Origin of the sequence: Janthinobacterium sp. P210005, from assembly GCF_036231865.1 — a bacterium.
Taxonomy (GTDB): domain Bacteria; phylum Pseudomonadota; class Gammaproteobacteria; order Burkholderiales; family Burkholderiaceae_D; genus Janthinobacterium; species Janthinobacterium kumbetense.
The window spans coordinates 526,289-548,313 of record NZ_JAZARC010000005.1 but is presented as its reverse complement, the minus strand read 5'-3'; the positions used below and the strand labels follow the sequence as shown (position 1 = coordinate 548,313).

Annotated in this window: 20 protein-coding genes; 6 read left to right on the top strand and 14 right to left on the bottom strand. The window is 66.4% G+C overall.

Features of this window, described 5'->3' with window-relative positions; all coding sequences use genetic code 11:
• The first annotated feature begins 183 nt into the window (after window positions 1–183).
• From VPH40_RS21815 to VPH40_RS21800, 4 genes are read left to right on the top strand one after another with little or no spacing between them, the layout of a single operon-like run.
• Complete coding sequence (locus tag VPH40_RS21815) at window positions 184–1,281, top strand: hemin-degrading factor (RefSeq protein ID WP_328574496.1); 1,098 nt, start codon at window positions 184–186, stop codon at window positions 1,279–1,281.
• Entirely contained in the window at window positions 1,269–2,195 is a 927-nt protein-coding gene (locus VPH40_RS21810; protein WP_328574478.1) for a heme/hemin ABC transporter substrate-binding protein, read from the top strand. Before VPH40_RS21815 ends, VPH40_RS21810 begins: the two co-directional genes overlap by 13 nt.
• Window positions 2,192–3,244: a FecCD family ABC transporter permease gene (locus tag VPH40_RS21805; protein WP_289912206.1), complete on the top strand. Its 1,053-nt coding sequence runs from the start codon at window positions 2,192–2,194 to the stop codon at window positions 3,242–3,244. The genes VPH40_RS21810 and VPH40_RS21805 overlap by 4 nt, the downstream gene beginning before the upstream one ends.
• A gap of 10 nt (window positions 3,245–3,254) precedes the next feature.
• Window positions 3,255–4,043, top strand: a complete 789-nt coding sequence (locus VPH40_RS21800) for an ATP-binding cassette domain-containing protein (protein ID WP_328574477.1) — start codon at window positions 3,255–3,257, stop codon at window positions 4,041–4,043.
• Between the two features lie 21 nt (window positions 4,044–4,064).
• Here the strand turns inward: VPH40_RS21800 and VPH40_RS21795 are convergent, their stop codons facing one another.
• The 6 genes from VPH40_RS21795 to VPH40_RS21770 form a co-directional block, all read right to left on the bottom strand.
• A complete protein-coding gene (locus VPH40_RS21795) occupies window positions 4,065–4,499 on the bottom strand; it encodes a hypothetical protein (RefSeq protein ID WP_180278603.1) in 435 nt (144 codons plus the stop codon).
• On the bottom strand, window positions 4,496–5,935 hold the full coding sequence (locus tag VPH40_RS21790; protein WP_328574476.1) for an efflux transporter outer membrane subunit: 1,440 nt from the start codon (window positions 5,933–5,935) through the stop codon (window positions 4,496–4,498). The genes VPH40_RS21795 and VPH40_RS21790 overlap by 4 nt, the downstream gene beginning before the upstream one ends.
• Window positions 5,932–7,002 carry an HlyD family secretion protein gene (locus VPH40_RS21785; protein ID WP_328574475.1) on the bottom strand — a complete coding sequence of 357 codons (1,071 nt, stop codon included), beginning with the start codon at window positions 7,000–7,002 and terminating at the stop codon, window positions 5,932–5,934. Before VPH40_RS21785 ends, VPH40_RS21790 begins: the two co-directional genes overlap by 4 nt.
• Window positions 7,003–7,029: 27 nt before the next feature.
• Entirely contained in the window at window positions 7,030–8,565 is a 1,536-nt protein-coding gene (locus VPH40_RS21780) for an MFS transporter (RefSeq protein ID WP_328574474.1), read from the bottom strand.
• 102 nt (window positions 8,566–8,667) lie between these two features.
• On the bottom strand, window positions 8,668–9,588 hold the full coding sequence (locus VPH40_RS21775; protein ID WP_328574473.1) for a LysR family transcriptional regulator: 921 nt from the start codon (window positions 9,586–9,588) through the stop codon (window positions 8,668–8,670).
• A 78-nt stretch (window positions 9,589–9,666) separates the two neighbouring features.
• A complete protein-coding gene (locus tag VPH40_RS21770; RefSeq protein WP_034785080.1) occupies window positions 9,667–10,365 on the bottom strand; it encodes a UPF0149 family protein in 699 nt (232 codons plus the stop codon).
• 104 nt (window positions 10,366–10,469) lie between these two features.
• On the opposite strand from VPH40_RS21770, the gene VPH40_RS21765 reads away from it, so the two are divergent.
• Together VPH40_RS21765 and VPH40_RS21760 are read left to right on the top strand one after the other, a co-directional pair.
• Window positions 10,470–11,483 (top strand): serine/threonine protein kinase, encoded by a 1,014-nt coding sequence (locus VPH40_RS21765; protein ID WP_328574472.1) that lies wholly within the window; start codon window positions 10,470–10,472, stop codon window positions 11,481–11,483.
• A 125-nt stretch (window positions 11,484–11,608) separates the two neighbouring features.
• Complete coding sequence (locus VPH40_RS21760; protein ID WP_328574471.1) at window positions 11,609–14,059, top strand: hypothetical protein; 2,451 nt, start codon at window positions 11,609–11,611, stop codon at window positions 14,057–14,059.
• 123 nt (window positions 14,060–14,182) lie between these two features.
• Here VPH40_RS21760 and VPH40_RS21755 read toward each other — a convergent pair whose 3' ends face one another.
• From VPH40_RS21755 to VPH40_RS21720, 8 genes are all read right to left on the bottom strand, one after another.
• The gene (locus VPH40_RS21755; protein ID WP_328574470.1) at window positions 14,183–15,136 is read right to left on the bottom strand and encodes a hypothetical protein; all 954 of its coding nucleotides are present in this window, start codon (window positions 15,134–15,136) and stop codon (window positions 14,183–14,185) included.
• A 209-nt stretch (window positions 15,137–15,345) separates the two neighbouring features.
• A complete protein-coding gene (locus VPH40_RS21750) occupies window positions 15,346–15,720 on the bottom strand; it encodes a hypothetical protein (protein WP_046682297.1) in 375 nt (124 codons plus the stop codon).
• A 33-nt stretch (window positions 15,721–15,753) separates the two neighbouring features.
• Window positions 15,754–16,992: a TerD family protein gene (locus VPH40_RS21745; RefSeq protein ID WP_099665000.1), complete on the bottom strand. Its 1,239-nt coding sequence runs from the start codon at window positions 16,990–16,992 to the stop codon at window positions 15,754–15,756.
• Window positions 16,989–17,975 carry an HpcH/HpaI aldolase/citrate lyase family protein gene (locus VPH40_RS21740; RefSeq protein ID WP_289899329.1) on the bottom strand — a complete coding sequence of 329 codons (987 nt, stop codon included), beginning with the start codon at window positions 17,973–17,975 and terminating at the stop codon, window positions 16,989–16,991. The genes VPH40_RS21745 and VPH40_RS21740 overlap by 4 nt, the downstream gene beginning before the upstream one ends.
• Entirely contained in the window at window positions 17,968–19,068 is a 1,101-nt protein-coding gene (locus VPH40_RS21735; protein ID WP_328574469.1) for a cysteine protease StiP family protein, read from the bottom strand. The genes VPH40_RS21740 and VPH40_RS21735 overlap by 8 nt, the downstream gene beginning before the upstream one ends.
• On the bottom strand, window positions 19,065–19,817 hold the full coding sequence (locus VPH40_RS21730) for an HAD family hydrolase (RefSeq protein WP_099664997.1): 753 nt from the start codon (window positions 19,815–19,817) through the stop codon (window positions 19,065–19,067). The genes VPH40_RS21735 and VPH40_RS21730 overlap by 4 nt, the downstream gene beginning before the upstream one ends.
• Window positions 19,795–20,952 (bottom strand): phosphoribosyltransferase domain-containing protein, encoded by a 1,158-nt coding sequence (locus tag VPH40_RS21725; RefSeq protein WP_328574468.1) that lies wholly within the window; start codon window positions 20,950–20,952, stop codon window positions 19,795–19,797. Before VPH40_RS21725 ends, VPH40_RS21730 begins: the two co-directional genes overlap by 23 nt.
• Window positions 20,949–21,986 carry an ATP-grasp domain-containing protein gene (locus VPH40_RS21720; protein WP_305061233.1) on the bottom strand — a complete coding sequence of 346 codons (1,038 nt, stop codon included), beginning with the start codon at window positions 21,984–21,986 and terminating at the stop codon, window positions 20,949–20,951. The genes VPH40_RS21725 and VPH40_RS21720 overlap by 4 nt, the downstream gene beginning before the upstream one ends.
• Between the last annotated feature and the right edge of the window lie 39 nt (window positions 21,987–22,025).

The following is a 22,025-nucleotide window of genomic DNA, read 5'->3' as shown; positions in this document are numbered from 1 at the left end:
ATCGGTCTCCTTTGCGCTGCGACGGGTTTCCTGTTGCGGCGCTTTTTTTTGCGCGTAATTTTTTTCACATAAATAAGCCTTGATTGCGAATGATTCTCATTTATAATTAACTTCAAGATTCCCCCACCACCAGCCAGCCCATGCCAGCCAGTGTTCGCCTTGAAAGGAGACACCGTGACGAGCATGCCCCCTATTTGCAACACCGAGCTGGTCGCCAGCGAATTTGCCCGCCTGCGCCGCGAGAAGAAAGCCCGCCACCGCGACATCGCCGAGGAACTGGCCATTTCCGAAGGCGAGTTGATCGCCGCGCATGCCGGCTTGTCGCCGGCCGATGGCGCCTTGCTGGTCGCCGAGCGCCTGCAGGCCGACTGGCCCGCCATCATCGCCGCGCTGGAACCGCTGGGCGAAGTCATGGCGCTGACGCGCAACGCTTCGTGCGTGCATGAAAAGACGGGTGTCTATCGAAAAGCCAGTCACAACAACCACGTGGGCCTGGTGCTCGGTGGCGACATCGACTTGCGCGTGTTTTACCGCCAGTGGGCGCATGGCTTTGCCGTGCGCGAGGTGAACGAAAAAGGGGGCGCGAAGGAAGTGCAGCGCAGCCTGCAATTTTTCGATGCTGCCGGCCACGCCGTGCACAAGATTTTCATGAAGCCGCAAAGCGACCTGGCCGCCTATGACGCGCTGGTCGCGCATTTTGCCGACGCGGACCAGGCGGCCGGCATCGCCGTGACGGCGCCGGCTGCGCCGCCGGCCGAACTGCCCGACGCGCAGATCGACGCGGCCGGCTTTCGCGCCGCCTGGGCCGATTTGCGCGACACGCATGAATTTTTCACCTTGCTGAAAAAATATTCGGTCTCGCGCCTGCAAGGCCTGCGCCTGGCCGAGGCGCGCTTCGTGCAGCAGCTCGACAAATCCTGCGTGCTCGACCTGCTCAACAGCGCCGCCCTCGAAAAAGTCGCCATCATGGCCTTCGTCGGCAATGCCGGCATGATCCAGATCCATTCGGGGCCTGTGCACAAGATCGCCGTGATGGGGCCGTGGATCAATGTCCTGGACCAGCGCTTCAACCTGCATTTGCGCGAAGACCATATCGCCAGCGCCTGGGTGGTGAAAAAACCCACGGTCGACGGCCTGGTGACGTCGGTGGAACTGTTCGACGCCAAGGGCGACACCATCGTCATGTTCTTCGGCGAACGCAAGCCGGGCGTGCATGAACTGTGCGAATGGCGCAACGTCGTCGAGCGCGTGCTGCAGGAGGGCGAACTATGCGCCGCATGATCGCCGCCAGCGTGGCGCGCCGCATCGCGCTGAAAAAAATGGGGGCGGGAGCGTTGGCCCTGGCCGCGCCGATGCAGGTGCTGGCCGCCGTGGCCGACGCGGGCAAGCCGCTTGTCAAGGCGCGGCGCATCGTCAGCGTGGGCGGCGCCCTGACGGAAATCGTCTACGCGCTCGAGGCGCAGGGCGAACTGGTGGGCGTCGATACCACCTCGCTGTATCCGGCCGTGGCGCAGCAGCTGCCGCAGGTCGGTTATGCGCGCACCTTGTCGGCCGAGGGCGTGCTGTCGCTGGCGCCCACGCAGCTGATCGCCACCGAGGAGGCGGGGCCGCAAACGGTGCTGCGCCAGGTGCGCGATGCGGGCGTGCCGGTGGCGGTACTGAATGCGAATAACAGATTCGAAGGCTTGCTCGAACGGGTAAAACAGGTGGGCCAGATCACGGGACGCGCCGACCCCGCCGCGCGCCTGGCGCAAGCCTTGCAACAGCAGTGGGACGGCGCCCTGGGCAAGGTGTGCCAGCGCAGTCATGCCCCGGTGCGCGTGCTGTTCATCCTCGCCCATGCGCCGAACCAGGTGATGGTGGGCGGGCGCGAGACGGGCGCCGACGCCATGCTGGCGTATGCGGGTGCCGTCAACGTGATGGGCGGGCAGGGCGGATTTGCCGGCTACAAGCCGCTCACGCCGGAAGCCGTGATCGCCGCGCGGCCGGACCTGGTGCTCGTCACGGACCAGGGCTTGAAGGCCTCGGGCGGCGTGGACGGCATCTTGAAACTGCCAGGGCTGGCGCAGACGCCGGCCGGGCGCAAGCACCGCATCGTCTCGCTGGAAGCCATGCTGCTGCTGGGCTTTGGCCCGCGCATGCCGCAGGCGCTGGCCGAACTCGATGCAGCGTTTGCCAAAGCCATGGCCGCATGAACGTGGCCTCCCTGGTGTCCGTCACGCCCTGGCGCTGGCCGCGCTGGGGCGCTGGCGGGCTGCTGGCTGCCGCCCTGGCGTGCGGCTTGCTCATCGCCGTGCAGGCGGGCGCTGTGCCGGTGGCGCTGGCCGACTGGCTCACGCCCTTGCAGGCTGGCGACGAGGCGCTGTCCGGCGGCGCGTATGTGCTGTGGCATATCCGCCTGCCGCGCGCCCTGTTTGCCATCCTGATCGGCGCCGCGCTGGCGCTGGCTGGCGGCTTGACGCAAGGGCTGTTCCGCAATCCGCTGGCCGATCCTGGCCTGCTTGGCGTGAGCAGCGGCGCCGCCTGCGCGGGCGCGGCCACCATCGTCTTTGCCGCCAGCCTGCACGTGGCGCCCGAGCTGCGCGTATGGCTGCTGCCGGCCGCCGCGTTTGCGGGCGCCATGCTCATTTGCGTGCTGCTCGACCGGGTCGCCCGCTGGGCCACGCCCGGCTCCATCGTCGGCCTGCTGCTGACGGGCGTGGCGCTGAACGCCATCACGGTGGCCGTCATGGGCCTGTGCATCTACCTGGCCAGCGACGACCAGTTGCGCACCCTGACTTTCTGGACATTGGGCTCGCTGTCGGCTGGCAGTTGGCGTCAGGTGGCGGCCTTGCTGGTGGTGCTGGCCGGCGCGCTGTGGGCCACGCGCTTCCTGATGCGCTCATTGAACGCGCTGGCGCTGGGCGAGGCGCAGGCCCTGCACGTGGGCATCGACGTGGGCCGGCTGCGCACGCAGGTGATCGTGCTGGTGGCCGTGCTGACGGGTTTTGCCGTCGCCTGGTGCGGCGGCATCGGCTTCATCGGCCTGATCGCGCCGCACCTGGTGCGCACCTGGCTGGGGGCGGACCAGCGCAAGGTACTGCCGCTGGCGATGCTGATGGGCGGCTTGCTGCTGCTGTTGGCCGACACTCTGGCGCGCACGGTGGCCATTCCGGCGGAAGTCCCCGTCGGCATTTTCACGGCCTTGCTGGGCGGGCCATTTTTCCTGATGCTGTTGCGGCGCTTCCGCCACGGCACCGCCTGAAAGGATGCGCATGACGCCCCTGCTGGAACTCTCCTTCGCCACCACGCAACTGGGCCAGCAGTATTTCGGCCCCTTCAATCTGCAGGTAGCGCCGGGCGAGCGCATCGCCATCCTCGGCCCCAGCGGCGCGGGCAAGTCGACCCTGCTCAAACTGATGGCGCGCGAACTGCCTCCGCAGGCGGGCCAGGTGGCGTTCGCGGGCCGGCCGCTGGCGCAGTGGCCGCTGGCCGAACTGGCGCGGCGCCGCGCCGTCCTGCCGCAAGGCTCGAACGTGGCGTTCGGACTGCAGTGCGAGCTGGTGATCGGCCTGGGGCGGGTGGCGCGCCTGGTCGACCCGCAATTGGAACAGATTGTGCAGGACGCGGCTACCCTGGCGCACGCCGCGCATTTGCTGGGCCGCCGCCTGGACACCCTGTCCGGCGGCGAACAGGCGCGGGTGCAGCTGGCGCGCATCTTTGCGCAGATGTGGGATGTACACGATGGCTTGATACTCGTCGACGAACCGCTGGCGGCGCTCGATCCCGGCCTGCAGTTCGATTTGCTCGACAGCCTGCAGCAGTTTTGCGCCGCGCGCGGTCACGCCGTCGTCGCCATCCTGCACGACATCAACCACGCCTTGCTGGGCTTCGAGCGCCTGCTGCTGGTGCGTTCGGGGCAGCTGGTCGCCGACATCGCCAGCGATGCCGGCGCCGTGCCGGCCCTGGCGGCGCTGTACGGCATCGCCCTGACGACGGCGACCAGCAGCGATGGCGACGTGTGCGTCATCCCTGCCAGAAGCGCCGTGCGCAGGGCCGCCTGAGCGACTTACTCACTTACTCACTCACCACACGTCCGCCGTGCGCGGCCGCGCCATCTGGCCGCTGCCCAGCAGCCACACCATCAGCGCATCGGCCTGTTCGCGCGTGGCCACCACCTCCTGCAGGATGCCGAAGGCCTTCATGGCGCCGGCCGCCATCGCCTGCAGGCGCGCGCGCTGTTGCGCGTCCGCCTCGACCGACACGAGGCCCCGGCAAAGGGCGGCCAGCGCTGCCTTGTTGTGCTTGAGCCACAGGCCGCGCCGCTTGCGGTCGATGTGCGCTTCATCGCCGCGTTCCTCTTCGAACAGCATGACGAACGGTACGCCATGGCGCAGCAGGGCGTCCATGTCGTTTTCCCACAGCGGGGCATAGCCGGTGACGGCCGTTTCAGGGCGAAAGCGCACGACGGGAAAGTCGCTGACGTCGTGGATGGAGAAATGTGCGGGATTCGGTTTCATGGCGTGCTTCCTTGCGATGGGGTTGAAAAGGCTTGCCAGCCGCCGCCCAGCGCCTTGTAGACCTGGACCAGCGACAGCGAAGCGGTGGCGCGGCTGTCGACCAGCGCCGCTTCGTTGTTCAACAGCGTGTTTTGCACATGCAGCACGTTGATGAGGTCCGTGCCGCCCTGGCGGTACTGCAGTTCCGCGCTGCCCAGCGCCCGGCGCCCCTGTTTGACGGCTTCATCGAGGCTGGCCTGGCGGCGGGCGTTGGCCTGGTAGCCCGAGAGCGCGTCTTCCACCTCGTGCCAGGCGGCCAGCACCGTCTGGCGGTAGGCGATGGCCGCTTCCTGCTGCTGCGCTTCGCGCAATTGCAGATTGCCGCGCAGGCGGCCGCCATCGAACAGGGGCACGCTGAAACCTGGGCCGAAGGCAAAGCGCTTGGCGTCCCAGCCGATGTCGGATAGCTGCATCGCCTGCAGGCCGACGCTGCCCGACAAGGTGATGCGCGGATAAAAGTCGCCTTGCGCGACGCCGATGCTGGCCGTGGCCGCGTGCAGCTGCGCCTCGGCGCGGCGGATGTCGGGACGCCGCTCGGCCAGGCTGCTCGGCACGCCCAGCTGCACTTGCAGGGCCACGTCCGGAATGTCCTTGCCCGCTGCCAGTTCCGCCTGCAAGGCTTGCGGCGGCAGCGCCAGCAAGAGGGCGAGGGCATTGCCCAGGCGCGCTTCGCGCTGCTGCAATGGGGGCAGGCGCGCTTCGATGGTGGCCACGTGGGCCGCCGCCTCGGCCTCGTCGAGTTGCGTCGCCGCGCCTTCGCGCAGGCGGATGCGCGTCAGGTCCAAGGTATGGCGGGCGATATCGAGCAGTTGCTGCGTGATGGCCAAGGTCTGCTGCGCGCCGCGCAACTCGATGTAGTCGCGCGCCGTCTCGGCCAGCACGGCCAGCAGCACGCCGCGCTGCGTTTCCACGGCCACGTCGACCCTGGCGTCGGCAGCTTCCACTTCGCGCCGCACGCGGCCCCACAAGTCCAGCTCCCAGGCCGCATCGAGATTGCCTTGCCACAGGCTGTAGGCGGACTGGCCGTTGTGGCGCGACGGGTCGCTCAAGCCTTGTTCGCTGTTGCGCGCGCGGCCATAGCTGCCATTCGCGCCCAGGGACGGGCCTTGCGCGGCGCCGGCCACGCCGCGCGCGGCGCGGCTCTGTTCCAGGCGTCTGCCTGCCGCCAGCACGTCGAGGTTGGCGCCGGCGGCGCGCTGCAGCAGGGAAGACAGGGTGGCGTCGCCAAAGCTGTCCCACCAGCGCTGCTCGATGGCGGCATCCTGGCTGGCGGCGAAACGGGCATCTTCCGCCTGGCGCCATTGCTGTCCCAGCTCATGGTGCGGGCGCTGGAAGTCGCTGCCGACGCTGCCGCAGCCGGCCAGGCCCAGGGCCGTGAAGAGTATCAGTGCTTTCATCGCGCGCTCACCTGTTGCAGCTGTGGACGGCGCATGGCCGTATCGATGCGCACTTCGGCCGACATGCCCACGCGCAGGCGGGCGTCGCCATCCTGGCCGGGATCGAGCGCGATCCTGACGGGAATGCGCTGCACCACCTTGGTGAAGTTGCCGGTGGCGTTTTCCGGCGCGATGGCGGCGAACGTGACGCCCGTGGCGGGCGCGATGCTGTGCACCGTGCCGCGCAGGAGCATGCCCGGATAGGCATCGACGGCGATGCTGGCGCGCTGGCCCTGGCGCACGTGGGTCAGCTGGGTTTCCTGCAGGTTGGCGACGACGAAGCTGCGGTTCAATGGCACCACGGCCATCAGGCTGGCGCCAGGAGCCACCAGAGCGCCGACACGCACGGCGCGGCGTCCGACGATGCCGTCGATGGGCGCGCGCAGCTGCGTATGCGACAGATCAAGTTCGGCCCGTTGCAGGCTGGCGCGGGTGCGCAGCAGGGCCGCTTCGGCCGCGCCTTGCTGCGCCTGCAGAATGTCCGTCTGCTTGCGGGTGGAGACGAGGGCGGCGCGGTTTTGCGCCAGGCGCGCGCGGCTCACGTCGAAGCGCGATTGCGCCTGCTGGGCATTCTGCACGCTGCCTGCGCCCTGGCCTGCCAGGTGCTGCGAGCGGGCCAGCTCCTGCTGCGCCAGTTTGTCTTCCGCCTGGTTGGCGTCGACCAGGGTCGTGGCTTGCTCGATCACCGATTGCTGGCGCTGCAAGGTGGCGCGGGCATTCGCCAGTTGCGCTTCGGCGCCGGCTACCTCGGCACGGGCCGAGGCGGCGGCGGCCTGGTAGTCGCGGTCGTCGATGCGGGCCAGCAGCTGACCTGCCTTGACAGTCTGGTTGTCTTCCACCAGCACTTCCCGCACGATGCCGCCCACCTTGGGGGAAAGCACGGTGTAGTCGGCGCTGACAAAGGCGTCGTCGGTGGCTTGTTCGTCGCCACGGGCGAACAGCAGTTGCCAGGCGCAAAAGGCGAGGGCGCAGGCCAGCAAGGCCAGGCCGAGAAGAAATGCGCGTGAGCGCAGTATGGGTGTTTGCATGGTGAAGCTCTTTCGTAAAAATGGAAATCAGGCTGCGCGCGGCGGATAGACGCGCGTCGGCAGGATGGGAATGATCAGGATCATGGCCAGCGCGATGGCGGCCACGGTGAGGTACAGGTCGGACGAGGTCAGGGTGACGACTTGCGCATGCATGCGCGCACCCAGGCCCGCCACGTCCACGCCGGTCGGCAGGTTGCCCAGGCGTTCGCTGAGCACCGTCGAATGAAAGTGGTTGCGGCGCGTGATCAGCGCATCGAGCACGCCGGTGGCGACGACGGCCGACATGCCCTTGATGGTGTTGAACCAGGCGGAGGCGAAAGGGCCGTCCTGCGGCGCCAGGCCCGTGGTGGCCAGCAGCAGCAAGGGAATCACGGCCATCGGTTGCGCAAAGATCTGCACCGCTTGCAGCAGGTAGAAATGCGTGCGGATCCAGTCCGGCGACATGCGCGCGCCGAGCACGCAGGACAGGGCCAGCAGGGCCAGGCCGATGGCCAGCACCCAGCGGCAGTCGACGGCGCGGATATTGCACAGGGCGGCCACCAGCGGCAAGGCGATCAATTGCGGCAGCGCCACCATCAGCATCACGGGCGCCGTTTGCAGCGGGCGGTAGGCGTGCACCTGCGCCAGGTAGGACGAGGGAATCAGGATCACGGCCAGCAGCACGAACAGCACGCCACCCAGGGTCAGCAGGGCGTGGCTGAGGTTGCGCCGCGACAGCAGCTGCAGCTTGAAGAACGGCAGCGGATGCGACCATTCGTTGATGAAGAACAAGACGAGCAGCAACAGGCCGCCGCCCAGCAGCACGCAGATCAGCGGCGAGGCGAACCACGCCAGGCGCTCGCCCTGCAGCAATCCCACCACCAGCATGCTGATGGCGGGTAAGCCCAGCAGCAAGCCGCGCCAGTCGAACTGGCGCAAGCGTTCCAGGCGCAGCGGGTCTTGCGGCAAGCCCCAGGACACCATCAGCAGGGCGACGATGCTGCCCGGGACGATTTGCCAGAACGCCCATTGCCAGCCCAGGTATTCCGTCCAGAAGGCGGCCAGCGGCGTGCCCAGGCTGGGACCGAAGGTGGCGCTCAGCGCATAGCCGCCCAGGCCATACAGCTTGATGTTCGGCGGCAGGAAGCGCAGCGCCACCGTCATCAGCATGGGCGGCAGGGCGCCGCCGGCCGCGCCCTGCACCACGCGCAGGGCGATCAGCACGGAGAGGTTCGGCGCGAAGGGACAGAGCACGCCGGCGGCCATGCAGACGAGGATGGCGGCGGCCGTCAGGCGCCGCAGCGAAAAGGTGACGGAGCACCACGGCGCGAACGCCATGGCCGATACCGAAGCGGCCGCATACAGGGCGACGAGCCAGCTGGCGTCGTCGCGCGCGATGCCCATGGCGCCGCGGATGTCGGCCAGCGCGACCTTGGTGATGTTTTCATTCAGGCCGGACACCAGTACGGCCAGCAGCACGCCGGCCAGGCCCGTGGCCAGGCGCAGGCCAAAAACGGGGGGCGCGGGCGGTGAAGGGGGAGGCGGCGCCGTCGGGACGGCGCCGGGTAGCAGTACAGCGGACACAGGGAACTCCGTGGATGAGAATCAGTCCACGCAGTATAGGTAGCCGTTAATCTTGTGAAAATTGATAATTAATGAAGTCTGAATTGCGTCTGGCGCAATGATTCAGGTGAAAGGGAGCGCGCTGCCGCACAGCTCCTTGATCATGCGGCGCAGCCAGCGGTGCGCATGGTCGTGGTCGAGGCGCGGGTGCCAGGCCTGGAAGACTTCCACGCTGTCGACGGGGATGGGCAGCTGGAAGGTGCGCAGCCTCAAGCCCAGGCGCTCGACGATGGCCAGCAGGGGCGTGGGCATCAGCGGCAGCAGCAGGCGCGAATCGGCCACGGCGAAGATGGCGGACTGGAAGTTGGGGCTGATCAGCGACACCCGGCGCATGTAGCCCCGCTCGGCCAGGGCCGTGTCGAAGGGGCCGCGCGCCAGGCCGCGCCGCGAGACGCTGATATGTTCGTACTCGGTAAAGCTGTCCAGGTTGACGGGGCCGTCGAAGATCGGGTGGTCGCTGCGGGCGATGCCGACAAAGCCGGTGGTAAACAGCTGCTGCAGCTTGATGTCGGGCGCAAAGGCGCGCCGCGCGCTGATGTACAGGTCGACGCGGCCCGCGTGCAGGGCGTCGTTTTCCGTGGCGCCGTCGCCTTCGGGCACGAAGCGCAGCACTGTGTGCGGCGCATGGCTGGCCAGCAGGTCGCGCAGCTTGCCGCCGTAGGCGCCGACAAACACGTCGTTGGCGCACAGGCTGAAGGTGCGTTCCAGCGTGCGCAAGTTCACTTCGCGGCCGGATGTGAAGATGGCGTGCGCCTGCTCCACCACGCCGCGCACCTGTTCGCGCAATTCCAGCGCGCGCGGGGTGGGCGCCAGGCCGCGCCCGGAGCGCACGAAGACAGGGTCGCCGATGGCGTCGCGGATGCGCGCCAGGGTGCGGCTCATGGCCGGTGCGCTCAAATTCATGCGCCGCGCCGCGGCCACGGCGCTGCCTTCCTCGAGCAGGATATCGAGGGCGACGAGCAGGTTCAGGTCGGGGAGTTTCATGCGGCGATTATAGCCCGGGGGCCAATGCCAGCGATGCGCCGGCAGGACGCCGGCGCATCAGGGGATGCTGCTGCGGGATTACTCGGCTGCCGGCTCGGCGCCGCAGCATTTCTTGAACTTCTTGCCGCTGCCGCAAGGGCAGTCGTCGTTGCGGCCCACTTTCGGCTCTTCGCGCTTCATGGTTTGCACGGGAGCCTTGCGGCGCGGGACCCAGAAACGGTGGATGGCCGGCAGGTTCGCTTCCAGTTCCTGCGCCAGCTTGTGCGCCTTGACCGGGTCTTCCACCAGTTTCAGCTCTTCTTCCTTGATTTCGTCGGCGCCCAGCAGGTAGATAGGCTGCATCAGCTCGGCCACTTCGGAATCCCAGATTTCGTTCCACGAGCCAGGACGCAGTTCCATGCCGTCCCAGAAGCCCCAGCACCAGGCTTCGGCGTCGATCAGGGTCTGGCCTTCGTAGTCGTGTTCGACGAACAGGGCTTCGAACTCCTTCGGCGCCACTTCAAACGTCACCAGCACTTCGTTCATGAAGCGCATGATCAGGTTGACGATGCGCTCTTCTTCCTTGCTGTTCTTGAATTTCGGCGCATCTTCGGCATCCTCGCCCCACACGCGCGGCAACCATTCGGCCGGCATGATCGGTTCCGGGCCGATGGCGACGGCCGTCAGATAGCCGTGCAGCATATCCATGGTCATCGCGTCTTCGGAGCAGCGCTCCGACAACAGGAATTGGTCTAATTCGTCGAATTCTTTTTCTGATAATGGCTGTTCGAGTTGCATGGCTTGCTCTTTGTATTGAATGTAAGCCGCCAGTATACGCCTTGCGGCGCTTCATCACCGAAGTGTTTGCACCGGCGGCCCGCGCGCGCCTTACAATGTCGCTTATGCACAATGAAAACCAGCCGCACGAGGACGACCGGCCCGTCCATCCTTTTTCCGCCCTGAGCCCCGATTGCGTGCTCGACGCCCTCGACAGCGTGGGGCTGCGCGGCGATGGCCGTCTGCTGGCCCTGAACAGCTATGAAAACCGCGTCTACCAGGTGGGCATCGAAGACAGCGCGCCCCTGGTGGCCAAGTTCTACCGCCCCGCGCGCTGGAGCGATACGGCCATCCTGGAAGAACACGCGTTCGTGTCCGAACTGGTCGAGCGCGAAATCCAGGTGGTGTCGGCGCTGGAAATCAACGGCAGCACCCTGCACCAGTATCAGGGCTTCCGCTTTGCCGTCTTCCCCCGCCACGGCGGCCGCGCGCCCGAGCTGGGCGACCCGGCGACCCTGGAATGGATAGGGCGCTTCATCGGCCGCATCCACGCCGTCGGCGCGCTGTCCACCTACAAGGAGCGGCCGGCGCTCGACCACCAGACGTTCGGCGTCGAGCCGCGCGAATTCTTGCTGGAAGGTAATTTCTTGCCGCCCGAACTGCTGGCTGCGTATTCCAGCGTGGCGCAGCAGGCGCTCGACGGCGTCAAGCGCTGCTATGACCGCGCGGGCGATGTGGCCGTGCTGCGCACGCATGGCGATTGTCATGGCGGCAACGTTCTGTGGACGGATGCGGGCCCCCATTTCGTCGATTTCGACGACAGCCGCATGGGCCCGGCCATCCAGGACCTGTGGATGATGCTGTCGGGCGAGCGGGGCGATATGCTGCGCCAGATGAGCGACATCCTGGCCGGTTACGAGGATTTTTGCGATTTCGACCCGCGCCAGCTGTACCTGGTCGAAGCGCTGCGCACCCTGCGCCTGATCCATTATTCCGCCTGGCTGGCGCGCCGTTGGGACGATCCCGCCTTCCCCGTCGCCTTCCCGTGGTTTAACACGCAGCGCTACTGGCAGGACCGCATCCTCGAGTTGCGCGAACAGGTGGCCTTGATGGATGAAGCGCCATTGTGGCCTGTTTGACCTAAACGCGGGAAAAGGGCGGTAAACGCCCCTCTTCTTGCGGCGCTGATTTGTGCATGCCTGTTCGATAATGGTGGTAATAAATTCCCATAAGCAACGGAATTCACCCGAATAAGCGAGAAATCATGCAAGCACAGCAAAATCAGCGCCAGGCCGCCTCCCTCACCGTCGCGTATTCCGCAGACGACGAGTTCGACCAGGACAGCATGGTCTCGCTGCATGATTTCAAGGACCTGGAGCGCAAGGCTGACGTACCTGCGCCAGCACCTGTTCCTGAGGCTCCCGTCGCCGCGATGCCCGAACCGCAAGCCGAACCGGCAGCGGAAGCCGACGCCAAGGCGCCGGCCGCGGAACGCCAGAAAATGGAATTGAAAGCCATCCACGAGGCGATTGCCCGCGTGGAAGCGGAAGCGAAGGCCACCTGCGCCGCCGAAAGCCGCGCGCTGGCCGAGGCGCGCGTGCGCTCGCTGGCCGAGGACCGCGCCGCCATCGACGCCGCCGCTGCCGCCGCCGCGCAGCAAAATGCGCAGGCCGCCGAAGAGGCGATTGCCGCCAACCGCGAACGTCTCGATACCATGCGCGCCGCCGCGCAAGCCAGCGTGGCCCGCCTGGAAGCCGTCAAGCAGGAAACGGCGGAACTGCGCGCCCGCGTGGAATCGGACAATGAAATCCGCCTGGCCGCCGAACAGCGTGCGCGCGCCGAACAGGAAAGCCGCTTGCGCGCTAGCGAGCAAGTGGCCGTGCAGTCGGAACTGGCCGAACAGGCCGCCCGCGCCGCCGAGGAATTGCAAGTGCAGACGGAGCAGGCGCGCCTGCAGGCCGTCGAGCGCGTCGCCGCCGTGCAGGCGGCCAAGGAAGAAATGGTGGGCATCGCCTCGGCCGACGCCAGAGTCGCCGTGCTGGCCCGCGAGCGCGAACGCCATGCGCACGGCGCGCGCCAGACGGCGCAGATGCTGGCCGAGGCGGAAAGCGAAGCGCTGGACTTGACGGTGCAGCGCGAGCGCGCCGACCAGATCGCGCTGGAATCGGCCTTCAACCGCGCCGCCGCCGAAGTGCGCGCCCTGGAAGAAGCGCGCGCGCTGGCGCATCTGGAGCAGGAACGCGAAGCCATCGCCCTGGCGCAGGCGGAATCGGAACGCCATGCGGCGCAATCCCTGCGTTTGCGCCTGCAGACGGAAAAGGAATTGCGCGACGCGGCCATCCACCGCGAGCGCCTGGAAATGGTCGCCGTGGCCAGCGCGCAGGCGCGCCGCGATGCCGACGTGCGCATCCTGGCCGCCACCGAGGCGCGCATCGAGGTGGACCGCCAGCTGCGCGCCGTGGCGCTGGCCCGCGTCACCGCCGAACAGGATGCGGAAATCGCCGGCCATGCCAAGCTGGAGGCGGAAACGGCCGCACTGGAACAGACCAAGGCACGCGAAGCGGCCGAGCAGGCAGCTGCCGTCGCGGCGGCCCGCGAACTGGAAGAGCAGCAGCGCGCCGCCAGCCTGGCGCATGAACGAGCCGAACTGGCGCGCCAGGCGGCGGAACTGGCGGCCAGCCAGAACGACGCCGAGCAGGCCGAGGTCGATGCCGGGAAAGCAACTTTAGCCGCGCAGGAACAGGCAGCGCAACTGGCGCAGGAAAAAGCCTTGCAGGCCGAGCAGCTGCTGCAGGCGGAACAGGAACGCCTGGCCGCCGAACAAGCTGCCATCGCCGCCTTGAAAGAGAAACTGGAAGCGGAAGCGCTGGCGTGCAACGCGGCGCAGGAACGCATCGCTGCCGAAGGCGCGCAGGCGGAACTGCTGCGCGGCCAGCATGCGGCCGAACTGGCCTTGCAGGAAGCGGCGCAGAAGGAAGCCGACGCGATCCGCATCCTGATGGATCAGGCGCTGGTCGAAGGCGAGCAGAAAGCCGCCGCCGCGCAAGCCGTGCAGGCGCAGGCGCGCCTGGCCGTGGAACTGGGGCAGGTGCACAGCGAGCGCGCCCGCGTGGAAGAAGACAAGGCGCAAGCCGCCGAAGCGCTGCTGGCGTCCGAGCGCGATTTCGTCGCGGCCGAACGCGAGTCGCTGGCGCTGATTGCGCAAAAACTGGTGCAGCAGCGCCAGACCAGCGGCGCCGAAGAGCGCGCCTCGCAAGCGATTGCCGGCCGTCTGGAAGCGGAAAAGCAGGCGACGGCGGCAGCCGACGCGCGCGCCGTATTGGAACAGCAGGCGCTGGACGCCATGCGTCAGCGCGAGCAGCTGGAACTGGCCGCGCAGCAGGCCGCCAGCGAGAAGCTTGCCGCGCAGCAAGCCTTGCTGGCCAGCGCCCAGGCCCACGCCGCCCTGCAGCGCAAGGCCGCCGACACGACGCGCGCGATGGCCGAGGCCAAGCAGCAATTGCTGGAGATGGAAACGGCGCGCGCGCAGCAGCAGGAGCGCGAACTGGCCGCCCTGCGCGCCAGCCTTGAGCAGCCGCAAAGCGCGTTTTCCAGCTCCTTGAGCGCCGCCCGCGCGAAAGCCGAACAAGTCAGCTCGGCCAGTTTGACGCGCGAAGTGATCGAGCGCCTGACGCAGCCGAATGAATCCGCAGGCGCCGTCTGGCGCTCACGTTGAAGGCCTGAAAACCCGATAACACCCGGGGTCGGACCTTAACGGGGAAACGCAGTCCAATGGACTGCGTTCCAATCGCGCTGCGACCGACCCCAGTCCCAGGTTTGGGTTACGTCTGCATCTCGCTCAAAACTTCCGTCCCACCCCCACCAGCAGCACATCCGCATCGCGGTGATAATCGGTGATGACCCGGTTCCACGCCACTTGCGCCACCCAGCGGCGGTCGACGTGGTAGCGGGCCACGGCCGACAGCAAGCCTGTCAGGCGCGTGCCGTGGCCCTGGCTGTCGCGCCCGTCCCAGGCCACGTACGGGCCGCCGCCCATGCCGAATTCCACCTTTTCATTGAGCGAGCGGATCAGCCACAGCTGGGCGGCCGCGCCGCGCCGGTGCGCCAGGTCGGTGTTGCCTTCATCGAGGGCGGTGACGGTCCAGTCCACGTATTTTCCCGCCGCGCGCCGGTATTCCAGGGTGAAGGGGCGCGAGGACTCGGAGCGCAGGCTGTTGACGATGGTGTGGCCTGTCGATAGGGTCAAGGTGTCGTCGTGCGTCCAGTTCTGCAAGTGCAGCTTGGCGCCGGGCACGCCGTCATAGCGGTAGCCGGCGCCGATCAGCAGGTGCGTGGTGTTGTCCTTGCCGTCGGGCTTGATGCGGTTGAGCTGCGCTTGCGCATACCAGCGGTTGTCGAATTGCCAGCGCGCCTGCAGGCTGACGATGGAGCCCCAGCCGTGGTCATTGTCGAAGTTATGCAGGCCGTCGTCGGTCCTGGCCGTGTCGAAGAAGAAGTAGCGGCCTACGCCGGCGCCCAGCATCAGGCCTTGCTCCACTTTTTTCGTGCGCAGCCAGGCCTGGCCCGCCATGCCGTCGCGGTGATGGTCTTGCGGATGGCCTTCATTGATGTAGGACAGGCTCACGGCATTGTAGTTGCCCACCGGCTGCGTGTAGCTGATGGCGGCCACAAAGGTGCGCTCACTGGTCGAGCTGACTTTCAGGGCGCCGGCCATGCCGGACAAGTCCTGTGCCCGGGCGGACAGGGGGTGCGAGGCGGCCAGCAGCGCTAGTACGATGAATGGTATGCGCATGACGTTTCCAGTGGCGGGTGAATACACGCTAACGATCGGCTGGCGGAGCCACATGCGATGGCACAAGAATCTTGCACATTGACTACATTTGTAAACTGTTCAGCCAGAACTCGTCACAAGTGTACAAGAAAGTGAGAATGTGTGAGGCGCCGGCCTGGAAGGGCTGGCCGGCGCAGGATTGCTGGACTTGCGGGCGTATTGCTGTCTTATTACTGGCTCAATACGACTTTATCGGCAAAATATTCCGTCTCGCCGAAGCATTGCGTGGGCACGCCTTTGTGCTGGCTGTAGGTGACGAGGATGCGCTTGCCGGCGGCTGCCGTCAATTGCTTCGCCACTTCTTCATCGCGCACGCTGAACTGGAATTTTTCCGGGATGGTGCCCGGCAGCGCCGTCAGCAGCAATTCACCTTCCCATGTCTTGCAGATCCAGCCCCGCTTGGAGAACTTTTGCAGGTAGCCCGCCCGTTCGCCTTCCGAGTACGAGAAGCTGAGGGCCATCCACGTGTAGGCTGCCAGCAGCAGGAAGCCGGCCACGAGGAAGATGGCGAAGGCGAAGGTGACTTTTTTGGTCGTTGGGGTCATGTTGGGAGGTGAATTGTTTAATTGGAGAAAGAATTAATCTTTCCGTCCGGCTTTCCAGTTGAGACCAAAGTTGTAGCGCTCGTCCATCGCCTGGTGCGCCGTGATTTTACCTTGGCCGCCGAAGTATTCCACCAATTTTGTCACCTGCAGGTTGCCGCCGTGGTTTTCCAGCATGGCGATGGCGCACATGGCGTGCTGGCTGTCGCTGTCGAGGCGCACTTCCACGGTTGGCTGGCCGGGAATCTCGATCGTCACGACGCCATCCGTGGCGGCCCAGTTCGGCACACCTTCGTAGATGAACGCGTACACGAGCACGCGCTTGATCTGGTCGAAATGGGTGCCGTTGATGAAGATGTTTTCGCCGCTGCTGACGCTGCCCGTGCGGTCGTCGCCTTCCAGGTGGATGTACGGCGGACGGTCATATGCGCCCCAGCTGTTGCCCAGCGCCTGCACGGCGCTCTTGGCGCCGCCGCTCATTTCGAACAGGCAGCCGATGTCGAGGTCGATGCCGCCCGCACGGCCGGCCGGCTTGTTGAACAGCTTGCCGAGGAAGCCCGTGTCCAGCTTCGAGGCGGGCGCCTGGCCTTGCGACGCGTTCTGGTTCCAGTTCAGGTTGACGCGGATGCGGCCATAGCCGCCGCTGTCGCGCTTGTCGAGCGAAATCTTGTCGCCGCGCTTTTCCAGGCGGATCTTCGACAGCGAGATTTTATTCGCCGCCGGCGGGGCCGCTGGCGCAGGCACGGGGACCGGTGCCGGGGACGATTGCGCCGCCTCGCTGCCGCCGAAGTGCTTCAGCAGCGCCGCCAGGCCGCCCGCGAAACCCTGGCCCACGGCGCCGAAGCGCCAGCTGCCGTCGCGGCGATACAGTTCGCCGATGATGACGGCTTTTTCGTCCTGGAAGTCATTGCCCGTGAAGGCAAACGTGGCTGCCTGGCCCAGCGCCATGCTGGAGTTGCCCAGCGCGCGCATGCTGCCCTGTTCCGTCGCCGCCGTGAAGACCAGCTTGTCGATGGAGGCGGGCAGGCGGGAAAGGTCGACCTGGAAGGTGGAGCGGGGGCCGTTCAAGTCCACCGTGATGGCGTTGTCCGGCGCGCTTTTCTGGTTGAAGAACACCATGTAGCGGTCGTCCGACAGCTTGCCGGCCGCATCGACGCCGAAGCAGCTGACGTCCACTTCCATCGAACCCGATACGATATCGAGCGTGACGGCAAACGGGCCATTCAAGCCCAGGTCAGCCAGTTTGCCTTTTTGTCCGCGTGTGAAATTGGTCATGGTCGTGCAATCCCTTCGTCGCTTGAGAGTTGAGTCAATGAGGTAGTCGGTGCGTGCGCCGGCGCCGTGTCGGCCGCGTGGCGGATGCCGAACAGGCGCGCCTGCTCGATGATGCGCTGCGCCCAGCTGCTGTGCGTGGCCACTTCGCACATCGATTCCTGCATGCGGAACACGGCCGGGCTGTCCGGGTCGATGATGCGCAGCGCCAGTTCGATGTCCGACTGCGCCACCTGGTAGTGGCGTTCGATCTGCGGCACCTGGTCCGGGTGGATGGCCGTCTTGGCGATCATGCCGTGCGCCATGTCCTGCGCCACTTCCGCGTCCAGCCAGCTGCCTTGCGACAGGTGCTCGAAGACGGGCGCCGTCAGCTGGAAGCCGTGCGGCTTGAAGATGGTCACGAGGCGGCCGATGACCTGTCCCAGCGGGGTTGAATAGATGGTGCCGCTGGTGGGGCGGCGCAGGCCCAGCAGGGCCAGCAGATCATTGCCGCCGATGCGCAGGGCCAGGATGCGGCGGCGTACTTCCGGCGCGGACAGGAGGAGGCGGAACTGCTTCATTTCCTCGTCGTCGAACACTTCCGCCGTTTCGAGGGTCGGCATCAGCAAATGGTGCGTGTGGCGCACCAGCTCGAAGTAGGCGGCGAAGTTGTGGCGCGTGGACTTGGGCAGCACGAAGCCGCTCAATTTGTCGGCGCCGGGCATGGACAGTACGCGCGCCAGCACTTCGAGATTACGCACGCGCACGAAGCGCAAGGTATCCGATTCGGCGCCCATGTTTTGCAGCGCCAGCGACAAATTGAACAGCGCGTAACTGAGGTCGCGTTCCGCGATGGCGTCTTCGGTGCAAAGTATGACCGAACGCAAATGGCTGAATTTGTCGCCATTGGCGATCGCCAGCAAGTCCTTGTGCGTGGTCGGCACATACATGGAGGCGCCCAGCGCCGCCTTGTGTTCGCTTTGCGGGTGTAGGGAGTTGTTATCCATCGACTGCGCTCCTGATAAGGGCGACCGCCTGGTAAGGCAGCGCCGGTTCTACTGTGACGGGTATGGCTTTTTCCTGCGCCAGAAGCAGCAAATGTGCCACGTCCGGCGCATTCGTGTCGCGCACGATCAGGCGCTCGGGCACGCGGCGCAGCAGCACGCGGGTCGCTTCGCCGATGCCTGGCTTGATCAGGTTGATGTCGCTGATGCCGTACTCTTGCTGCGCCGCGGCCATGTAGGCTTGCGAGCGGGCCGCCATGGCTGGCGCATCGCTCGCTTCGGCCAGCGGGATGCCGCTGCTGGCGGCAATCGCCATGGCGTCGGCCACGAGGCCGTCGGCGAAGGCGCGCGACTGGTCGTGCTGTTCGAACTGCGCGTAATACACGCAGCCGTGGAAGTCGTCCGGACCGATGGCATCATTCAACACGGAGCGGCTGACGAGGCCCGAGACGGTGGCATTCAAAATGCTTGACGGGATCAGGTAGTCGCTGGCCGAGGCGGCGCAGGCGGCCGTGCCGGCCAGGTCGGACAGCACGAACAGGCCGCCGTCGATGGCCGTGCCATGCGCCGCGTTGAAATCGTTGACCGTCTGGCGCAGTTCGCGTGAAATCACGCCCTTGCCCGTCCAGCCATCGACGAAGACGAGGGAGGCGTCACTGTGGCCCTGCGCCAGGATGTGCTGCAAGGCGTTCGCATCGATGCCGCGGTCGCGGATGATGGAGACGGAATAATGCTGGCACTCGCGCTGGAACACCTGGCGCAGCAAATGGCCCAGGATGACGCCCACGGGCGTGCCGGCGCGCGCCAGCGACACCAGCGTGACGGGCCCCGTGCGGCGCGCCGCGATCAGGGCCGCCAGGCGCAGGCAGTCGCGCGCCATCTGCAGGCGGTTGGCCGCGAACGCGCTCTGGAACAGGGCCAGGTAGGCGGGCGAGGGCAGGGATTCCGGCGACAGCATTTCGCTGTAATGGCGTTGGCCCGACTGGATCAGCCGCTCCTTTTCGGCCAGGTCGAGGATGGGTTCGAGCGCCATCGGCGTGAGCAGGAACTCCACGTCTTCCTGGCGGTAGCTGCCGCTGAAATGCTGCCTGGTCATAGCGCCGCCACCGTGAGTGCCGCCAGCTGGGTGCCGTTGGGGATGATGGCGTAGTCGCAGGCGGCCATGAAGCGGGCGTCCGAACGGCTGTCGCCCATGCCGAAGCTGACGATGGGGCCGTGTTCGGCTTCCAGTTCCGCGCGCAGGTAAGCCACGGCGCGCGCCTTGTTCAGGGTCTTTGGCAGCACGGCCAGGTTGTTGCCGTTGCGGTGGATGAAGTAATCGCTGCCTTCCGTGGCGATCCACTGCTGCAGCACCTGCTCTTCGATGTCGGCCAGGCGCTCGCCGCGCGCTTCATGGTCCTTGACGACGATGTAGAACGGCGTGTTGTAGTCTTCGATCAGACGCGCGCGCGAGGGCATGCCCGTTTTGGCCTGGAAATCGTCGATGATGCGCATGGCGTCCCGCAGGCCCGGCAAGGCCGTCTGCATGTCGTCCTGCATCAGGGACAGCCAGCCCGCGTCGAGCGCGCCGCCCGGCTGCAGCACGATGCCGCCGTAATCGAGCACGCTGTAGCTGGTAAACGGCAGGTCGACGCGGCGGAAGGCGTCGCCATTTCTCGCCGTGGCGGGAATCAGGGTCATGCCGCTTTGCGCAAAGTCAAAGAAGGCGCGCTGGCGCGCCGTCGTAAACGAGCAGGCGTCGCCATTTTTCAGGTAGGCGGCTGGCTGCAGGTCGGTCTCGCCGGGGCATTTTTTCGGGGTCTGGAACAGTGTGTCGTCCAGATCAACAAACAGGAATTTCTTCAATTTTGGTCTCTGACTGAAAGTGGAACAGGCGGCCATTGAGCTGGCCGGCGAGTTGCATGAGGGCCGGGCTGGCCGGGGTTTCATGGCAGATGAAAACGTGCTGGTACTGGCCGGGAGCCACGTTGTACAGGTAATTGGCGATGCCTTCGCCGTAATTGTCGTCGCAGCGGACGATGTGGCCGACGGAACCCCACGACAGGATGGGGGAGCGCGTGGTCGATTGCACCACCACGTTCTTACCCAGGCTTTCCAATTCGCGCGCCAGCAGGAACGACGGATGCATGAATTCGCCCGTGCCCAGCACCAGCACGGAGTCACCGGCGCCGATTTCCTGCGCCAACTGTACCGCCAGGCCTTGCGGCGGATTCAAGGCGCGTCCCACGCCGATGCGGCCGAAGGCGGGGCTGGCGCCCCGTTCCGCATTCGCCTCGAAGCGCTGCGCGCTGGCCGCCACGGGTGCCGGCGCATCGCCGGCCTGGAAGGCGTACTGGCCGAAGAGCGCCGCGCCGATGCTGGTGGGCAGGCCGAAACGCTCACTCAAGCCCGCGTTGGCTGCCTGGCCCATGAAATTGGTGATCACGCCCAGGTGCAGCTTTTCCAGCTGCGGATAGCGCGCGCGGCACACTTGCACCAGGTTGGCGAAGGTGTTGCCGGTCGACGCTTCATCGTCGATCAGCACCAGGCTGCGCGCCGTGGAAAACAGGGCGCTGGCCGCGTCCGACAGGTGCAGGAACTGGCGCGGCGCGTGGCTGTGCGACTCCTCGAATTCGAAGAAGGGCACGCTGCCCACGCGGTAGCGCGAGCTGTGCAAGAACAGGGCCTTGCCATTCGGGTTCGCGCGCAGCCACGCCTCGAATACGCCCTGGCCCAGGCCGACGGCCGTTTCCGCCATGGCGATGAAGACGACGGGACCGGGCAGGCTGGGGGGAATCTGCGCGGCCAGGTCGTCGTGGATGGCTTCCATGGCGCGCGGCGTGACGGGCCAGTGCTTGCCCAGCACCTTGGACAGGAACAAAAAGCCCCGCTTGGCGTTGGCGCGCGCGGCAAAGCCGATCAGCCAATCCAGCGGAAAGCGCGCCTCGTCCACTTTCAAGGTCAGTTCGCCCGTGGGCATCTGCTGCTTGACGAGGTTCATGGCAGCTCCACGGCGTAGGCGGCTTCGCCCACGCGCATGCCTTCCTGGATGGCGGGCACGGTGAGCTTGTCGAAACCCTGGTCGAAACCGGCCAGCGCCAGGTAGGGCAGGTTGGGACCGGCCGCGCACGCCATGCCGATGCCGCCCGACATGCGCGGATTGATCTCCAACAAGGCCAGGCCATTCGCGCCTTCGCGGAACTGGATGTTGAAGACGCCATTCAGGCGGTAGTCGCGCGCCAGTTTGTCGCAGGCCGCCAGCAAGTCGGCGCGCAGCTCGATCAGCTGGCCGCTGCCGCCCCCGTGCAGCTTCTTGCGCGGCACGGCGCAAATGAGCTTGCCCTGGTCGGCGACGCAGTCGGCGCTGTATTCGTGGCCATCGAGGTATTCCATCAGCAGCAGGGTCTTGAACGATGCCATCTGCGCCAGGCCGTTGCGCAGCTCTTGCGCATTGATCTGGTAGGCGGCGCCGGCCAGCAACAGCTGGGCGCTGGTGCGCTCTTCATCGAGAATGGCAAAGCCCAGGGCATACACGGATTCGGACGGCTTGATGCACAGCTTGCGATGCAGCGGGCGCAGTTCGGCGCAGGCGGCGTCGTATTCGGCGATGTTTGTGACGGCGCGGTAGTCGGCAGGGCGCGCCATGGGCAGGTCGAGGCCGTCGCAGAAGCGCGCCTTGTCATGCATCAGGGTCAAGGTCTCTTCGCTGGCCACGCTGAGCACGCGCGTGCCGATGGCGGCGAAGCGCGCGCTGGCGCTGCCGATCAGGCCTGCTTCCTTGCCGGGCCAGAAAATCGTGATGCCCCGGTCGCGGCAAAATTCCAGGCACCACGCGACATAATCGAGACCCGTGAGGCCGGACGGTTCGACCGCGTATTCGTGGGCCGCCAGGAAGGCGGCCGCGTGCGCGTTCGTATTGCTGCACACGAGGTGATAGCGGGGCGCACCGTTTGTCGCGGCCATATCGGCCTCGCGGATCAGGCGCATGGCCGTGCCGACGGAGGAAAATGTTTTGTTGAACCAGACTCTTTGCATGTACGGGGACCGGGTGGAAATAGGGGGAAGCCGCGCGCA